General features: G+C 67.6%; 3 protein-coding genes. All 3 read right to left on the bottom strand.

The genetic code is table 11. The features are described from left to right. Window positions 1-144: 144 nt before the first annotated feature. Complete coding sequence (locus CYU89_RS15030) at window positions 145-2,505, bottom strand: glycoside hydrolase family 95 protein (protein WP_296282233.1); 2,361 nt, start codon at window positions 2,503-2,505, stop codon at window positions 145-147. Between the two features lie 7 nt (window positions 2,506-2,512). Further along, window positions 2,513-5,347: a TIM-barrel domain-containing protein gene (locus tag CYU89_RS15025; protein WP_296282232.1), complete on the bottom strand. Its 2,835-nt coding sequence runs from the start codon at window positions 5,345-5,347 to the stop codon at window positions 2,513-2,515. A gap of 67 nt (window positions 5,348-5,414) precedes the next feature. Continuing rightward, window positions 5,415-7,088, bottom strand: coding sequence for a DUF5597 domain-containing protein (locus CYU89_RS15020; protein WP_296282231.1), 1,674 nt, complete (start codon window positions 7,086-7,088; stop codon window positions 5,415-5,417). Window positions 7,089-7,090 lie beyond the last annotated feature (2 nt).

Genomic DNA, 7,090 nt, shown 5'->3' with positions numbered 1-7,090 from the left:
CGGCTGCCGTCGTCCCCACTGATCAGGTCGAGCGGCGCGCTGGCGCTGGCCACGATCGCCCGAGCCGCGGCGTCGTACACCACCACCTTCACGCTCTGCGTGCCTGCATCGATGCCCGCAACCAGACTCATCGGATGCCCTTCTTCATGCTTCCACCAGCGCGCCGTCGCGCAGTCGTACCGTGGCAGAGGTGCCCGCGGCGAGTTCAAGATCGAGCGTGCGGCCTGCATGGACCAGCTGGTAGCGGCCGCCCTTGTCCGAATGCAGCGTGGCGCGTGCGAGTCGCCCTGCTTTCCATGAAAGATCCAGGCGCGCCGCATTGCGCACGCGCACGCCTTCGAGTTCGCCGTCGCGCCATGACGACGGCAGCGCGGGCAGCAGGAAGATCGATCCGCCCCAGCTCTGCACCAGCATCTCGACGATGCCGGCGGCGCCACCGAAGTTGCCGTCGATCTGGAACGGCGGGTGCGCGTCGAACAGGTTCGGGTAGCTGCGCTGCGGCGACAGCAGCATGCGCAGGATCTTCAGGCTGTGCTCGCCATCCCACAGGCGTGCCCAGAAGTTCAGCCGCCACGCGATGCCCCAGCCGGTGGCGTCGTCGCCGCGGATTTCCAGCGTGCGTTGCGCGGCACGTGCCAGCTCGGGCGTGTCGCGCAGGTTGATCTGCGCGCTCGGGTGCAGGCCGTAGAGATGCGAGATGTGCCGGTGGTGGATCTCGGGCGCCTGCATGTCCCAGTCCTGCTGCCACTCCTGCAGCTGCCCGGCCTTGCCGATCCGGTTGGGCGGGAGCTGCGCGCTCAGCGCGGCCAGGCGCGCGGCGAAATCGGCGTCCACGCCGAGCACGCGCGCCGCTTCGATGCACTGGCCGAACAGGTCGCGCAGGATCTGCGCATCCATCGTCGGGCCGGCGCAGATCGCCGCGCCGAACGGATGCTCGTTCTCCGGCGACAGCGACGGCACGGTGACCTTGTGGCCGGTCTGCGGATCGTCCTGCAGCGTGTCGACGAAGAACTGCGCGGCACCCTTGAACAGCGGCCAGACCTGCTTCAGGTAATCCGCATCGCGCCCGTAGTCCCAACGATCCCACAGCGCCTGCAGCAGCCATGCCCCACCCGTCGGCCACAACGCCCAGCGCGCGCCATCCGGCGGCGTGGCGGCGCGCCACAGGTCGGTGTTGTTGTGGAGCATCCAGCCGCCGGCGCCGTACATGTCGCGAGCGACGACGGCACCGGTCTGCGCCAGTTCCTCCAGCATGCGCTGCAGCGGCTCGACGCACTCGCCCAGGCCATTCTGTTCGGCCGGCCAGTAGTTCATCTCGGTATTGATGTTGACCGTGTACTTGCTCTCCCACGGTGGATCCATCAGGTCGTTCCAGATGCCCTGCAGGTTGGCGGGCTGGCTTCCGGGCCGCGAGCTGCAGATCAGCAGGTAGCGTCCGTACGCGTGATACAGCGACACCAGCGCGGGATCGTCGCCTTGCGCGAACGCGGCGATGCGCTCGTCGGTCGGCAGATCCGCAGCGGCGGTGCGGCCCAGGTCCAGCCGCACGCGATGGAACAACCGGCGGTGCTCGGCGAGATGCTCGGCGAGCACGCGATCGAACGCCTTGCCCTTCACCCGTGCCAGCTGCGTGGCGGTGATCGCGTCGGGATCGCCGCTGACATCGTCGTGCGCGACGTGGCTGGTGGCTGCGACGATGCGCAGCTCCAGCTCGCGTACGCCATCGAAGGCGATCTGGTCCTGCTCCACCCTCAGCTGGCCCTCGCGGTGCGCAACCTGCACGCGGAAGGCGAAGCGCAGGCGGCCTTCGATGCCGTGCTTGCCGACGTTGCGACCGCTGACGTGCCAGCCGCCGTCGACGACCCGCGTGGTCGTCGCATGTTCGTTGCCGGTGCGGATCCGGCCGATCATCGCGTCGCCGCCTTCGACGGTGTAGCGCACGACGATGCACTGGTCGACCGGCGAGACGAACACCTCGCGCCGGTGCACGCCGTTGCCGACCCGGAACGTGGTGCGCGCGACGGCGGCATCGAGATCCAGCTCGCGCCGGTAGTCGGCCACGCCGTCCAGGCGGTCGAACTGCAGCCACAGGTTGCCCAGCGGCTGGTAGGCCATCTGTTTCACCGGCCGCGAGATCAGCGTGTCGTCGGCCAGCGCGGCAGCTTCCGCGTAACGACGCGCGAAGATCAGCGCGCGCACCTGCGGCAGCCCCTCGCGCGCTTTCGGATTCACTGCCGAATACGGCCCGCCTGCGTACAGCGTGTCCTCGTTGAGCTGCAGGCGCTCATGTGCCACCCCGCCGAAGACCATCGCGCCGAGCCGGCCGTTGCCGACCGGCAGCGCCTCCACCCAGACCCGCGCCGGCTGGCGATACCAGAGCGTCATGCCGGCGCCCGACAGCGCGTCGCCGGTCCCGGCAGGTTCGGCACCGTGGGTGCTCGGGATCGCGACGGTGGCCAGTCCGGCCGCCGTCGCTTTCAGCAGGTCGCGTCGGTTGAACTCCATCGACCCGTCAGCGCTTCTTCACCACCAGCGCCTTGCCGTCGTAGCTGACGGTGACGTCGCCCCGCGGTTCCAGCGTGCCGGCATCGGCGCGCGGACCGTCGATGAAGCGCACGCGCACCTCGCGCGACGCGACCATGCCGGGATAGCGGCCTTCGCGCGCACCGATGCGCAACTCGCCGCTCTTCTCGTTCCACGCCAGCGGAATGCGGCTGGATTCGCCGCGTTCGTAGCCGTAGCTGCGGCCGTTGTCCTCGTACAGCGAGAACGTACCGTCGGCGCCGGTATAGACCTCGATCGTCAGCGGCGCATCGGGCTTCTCGTCCACGTACTGCTGCACTACCGTGCGCGGCACGATGGCGCCGGCACGGACGAACAGCGGCATGCGCTGCAGCGGTGCGGCCGCCTCGATCGTCTGGCCGCCGTCGTAGCGCTTGCCCGTCTCGAAGTCGATCCAGCTCGTGCCCGCGGGCAGGTAAACCGGGCGCGTGGTCGCCTTGAATGTCGTCACCGGCGCGACCAGGAACGCGGGGCCGAACAGGTACTGGTCGGCGATGTCGCGCACCTTGTGATCGGACGGGAAATCCATCGCCAGGGTGCGCAGCAGGGTGCCGTCCTGGTGGTAGGTGTCGCCGGCCAGCGTGTAGATGTAGGGCAGCAGCGTGTAACGCAGCTTCAGGTAGTGGACGAAGCTGTCGTAGTGCGGCGAACCTTCCGGCGCGATTTCCCAGATCTCGCGGTACGGGAACTGGCCGTGCAGGCGGAAGATCGGAACGAACGCGCCGTGCTGGAACCAGCGCAGGCTCAGTTCGCGCCATTCGGCCAGATGCGCGGGGTCCTTCGTCTCGTAGCGCTTCTCCGGCGAGAAGCCGCCGATGTCGAAACTGACGTTGGGCGCGCCCGCCATCGAGGCATTGACGAGGCCGGAGATCTGCTCGCGCAGGTCATCCCAGCGCGGCACGATGTCACCGCTCCAGAACGCCGCACCGGCGCGCTGCTGGCCCGCGAAGAAGGCGCGCGACAGGATGAAGACGCGCTTGTCGGGATCCTGCTCGCGCGAACCGCGATACACGCCTTCGGAATGCACCAGCGGATACGAATTGAAGAACTCCGTCGACGGGCCCAGCGACGTCGGCGTGGTGCGTGCCTTGCGCTCGCCGATGTCGATGTTGCTATGCAGGTCCGGCTCGCTGGCGTCCAGCCACCAGGCATCAAAGCCCTTCGCGTTGAGCTTGCCGTTGACCTGGCGCCAGAAGATGTCCTGCGCTTCCTTCGAATACGGGTCGTAGAAGGAGTTGAGGTAGCCCTTACCGATCCAGTCCAGCTCGCCCACCTCGACATTGCGGTGGTACATGTGGCCGGCCGCGTCGAGTTCCTTGTAGTTCGCCGTGGTCGGATAGAACTTCGGCCACACCGAAATCATGATCTGCGCGTGCTGGTCGTGGACGTGGTCGACCATGCCGTCCGGATCCGGGAAGTTCTTCGTATCGAAGTCGTGCGAACCCCAGGCATCCTCGGGCCAATACGACCAGTCGAGCACGATGGCGTCGATCGGCAGCTTGCGCTTGCGATACTCGTCCAGCGCGCCGGTCAGCTCGGCCTGGGTCTTGTAGCGCTCGCGGCTCTGCCAGAAGCCATACGACCACTTCGGCAGCAGCACGGCCTTGCCGGTCAGCGTGCGGTAGCCGGCCAGCACCTGGTCGGCGTCGTCGCCGGCGACCACGTAGTAGTCGATGGCCTGCGCGGCCTCGGACCAGATCGACAGGTCCTTCGCCTCGTCGGCGGGCAGCGGATCGCGATGTAGCAGCGCGATGTAAGCCGGTTCGATACGGTCCCACACCAGCTTGACCTTGTGGCGCTGGCCGGCCTTCATGTCCAAGGCGAACTCGTGGTGCCACGGGTTCCAGTTCTGGCGCCAGCGGTCGAGCACGAGCTTGCCGTCGACGTAGAGCTTGGCGTACTCGCTGTTGTACAGCGAGAACGTATGTCGGCCATCGCTGCGCGCGGCGATCTCGCCTTCCCACACCACGTCGCTGCGGCCGCCCTCGGCCAGGTTCTTGCCCGCGGCCGGGAAGTTCGCCAGGTCCTTGATGTACTGGTAGTTCACTTCGCTTTCGCGACGCTCGACCACCTGCTTGCCGTTGACGGTGTAGCGCGCCGTCAGCGCACCCGGCTTGCCTTGGGCATCGAACAGGTCCAGCGACGCGCCCAGCGGTTGCAGGCCGCGCGGATCGCCGTAGCGGGTGATCGCGTTGCTGTCCCAGAGGATGCCGTAGTGGCGCGTGGAAACGAGATAGGGAATCGCCTTGTCGATATTGTGCTGGAGCAGTTCGACATCGCGGCCCTTGAGGTTCATCCAGCCCTGCTGGTGCAGGCCGGTGCCGTAGAAGGCCTCATCGTCGGAGGATTCGAAGCGCTGGCGGATGGCGTAGTAATCCTTGCCCTCGACCTTGGCCGGCGTGAACGTGCGCGCACGCTCGGCCAACAGCGGCTTGCCGTCGGCGTCGAAGAAGCTGACCTGGCCCGTACGCGCATCGACCTTCGCCGAGATGCCCTGCGTGCTGACCGTCACCTGCCCGCCGGATTCGCCCACCTTCACCGCCGGCGGTGCGCCGGTCTTTGCGCGCATCAGGCTGGGCGTGCGCGCGAAATCGCCATCGGGATCGGCCATCACGCGCAGGATGCCCGGCGCGACTGCTTCGACCTTCACGTCGGCGGCGGTCGTATCGACCGGCCGTACGATCACGCCATGGTCGATTTTCTCGACGGCGTCCTGCCCCGCGGCGTTGGCGCCCGCTGCGGCCAGGGCCAGCAGCGGCACCGTCAACGTCTTCAAGTAACCCATCGCTTGCTCCTCGTTCGGGCGCGTGGGCACCCGGGTTCTGGGACCGGCGGGCCGGTCCGCGGATCGATCAGTAGGTCGCCAGCTTCACGCGCAGCAACTGCGGGACGCTGGAGAAATTGAGGCCGTAATCGGTCTGGTCGCCATTCCAGCGACGTCGGAAGACCCACTTGCCGTCGACGTAGGTGCCTTCGTCGACGTACTCGTAGATCTGCCGCGCGGCGACGGCCGGGTCTGCCGCATCGATGTTGATGCGCGCATGCGCGCCAGCGACGAGGAACTCATCCGGGCCCAGCTGCACCACCAGCGCGCGGCCGATCGGTTCGGGGTTGCCTGGCGGCTCGCCCTGGAACCAGAACTGCGGCACGCCATAGGTGACCACCATGTTCCAGCGGTCATCGATCTTCACCGTCTGCACGGCCTGTCCGGGCTGCTCGGCGGTGCCGCGCACCTTGCCCTCGAAGCTCGCCTGCGCGATCACGCGCGCCGCCGGGCGCACGATGGCGTAGTTCAGCGCGAACGATTCCAGCGCCTTCTCGTCCAGGTGCTTGGCACCGAGCGGCCAGTTGGAATAGCGCGAGTAGTCGATGCCGAACGGCGACCAGCCGATCGCCTGTTCCCCCAGTGCGGAGAAGAAGTAGCGCGGGTATTCCTCGCGGTTGCCGGTTTCGGCGACGAACAACGGATTGTCGGGGCGCGAGTAGCGGTCCAGCACCGTGGTGTAGTGCGTGTATTCCGGCATGTAGATGTCCGGCGCCAGCAGGTCGATGTGCGGCGCGGCGGCCTTGTACACGTCCAGCACGTTGTCGGTGGGCCCACCGCTGGCGTACTGCCCGGGCTGGCCCGGGTTGAACGGCCCGCGCAGCGCGGCGTTGACGAGCATCGGCAGCGGATAGACCGCCTTGCCGGCCTCGGCGACCTGGTCGATGTAGTGCGCGATATGCCAGGCGTGGAAGTACTCGTCCGCGTCGGCGCCGAATACCTCGCGCCACGTGCCGGGCGTCTTGCCGAGCTTCTCCAGCAACGCGTCGGGCACCGGGCCTTCGAACACCTTCTGCGCCAACGGCGAGAAATCGCGCACGCTGCCGTAGGTGCCGGGTTCGTTCTGCGGCTGCACCATGATGACGGTGCGCTGCGGGTCGGCGGCCTTCAGGTGCGTCATCAGGGCGACGAAGGCCTTGCGGTCGGCATCCAGCGTGGTCTCCGCATGCGGCGACAGGGAATTGAGCGTGCGACCGTCGGCGGTGATGACGCGTGGGAAGCGCGTGTTGTCCAGCTTGACCCAGGCCGGTGCGTAGTTCGGGCCGTTGTTCTTCCAGGTCGCGAACCACAGCAGCACCAGGCGCACGTTCTTTTCGCGCGCCTGCTTGAGCAGCACGTCGACGAAGGAGAAGTCGAACGTGCCTTCCTTCGCTTCGACCTGCTCCCAGGCCACCGGAACCATCACCGTGTTCGGCTTGACCACGTCGATGGCGGGCCAGACGTCGTCCAGCGCCTGCGGCCAGTTGCTGGAATTGTTGACCTGCGCGCCGAGGATCAGGAACGGCGCGCCGTCGACCATCAGTGCGTGGCGTCCGTCCCTGCTGACGATCTGCGGGATCGGCGTGGCACCGGACGCATCGGCCGCGCCGTCGCCCTTCGCCGTGGCCGGCGCATCGCCTTTTCCGGCGGGCTGGCAGGCGGCCAGGCCAAGCAGCGCGACGAGCGACAGGAGCAATAGGCGGCGCGGCATCATCGAAGGCATTC

The organism is Pseudoxanthomonas sp. (assembly GCF_002863005.1).
Lineage (GTDB): Bacteria > Pseudomonadota > Gammaproteobacteria > Xanthomonadales > Xanthomonadaceae > Pseudoxanthomonas_A.
Note: the sequence above shows the minus strand (reverse complement) of the source record. Positions and strands in the feature narration are given on the sequence as shown.

Bases quoted from the DNA above. Each gene is read 5' to 3' on its own strand.
- CYU89_RS15030 (WP_296282233.1), bottom strand. From the start codon at position 2,505: ATGGAGTTCAACCGACGCGACCTGCTGAAAGCGACGGCGGCCGGACTG.
- CYU89_RS15025 (WP_296282232.1), bottom strand. From the start codon at position 5,347: ATGGGTTACTTGAAGACGTTGACGGTGCCGCTGCTGGCCCTGGCCGCA.
- CYU89_RS15020 (WP_296282231.1), bottom strand. From the start codon at position 7,088: ATGCCTTCGATGATGCCGCGCCGCCTATTGCTCCTGTCGCTCGTCGCG.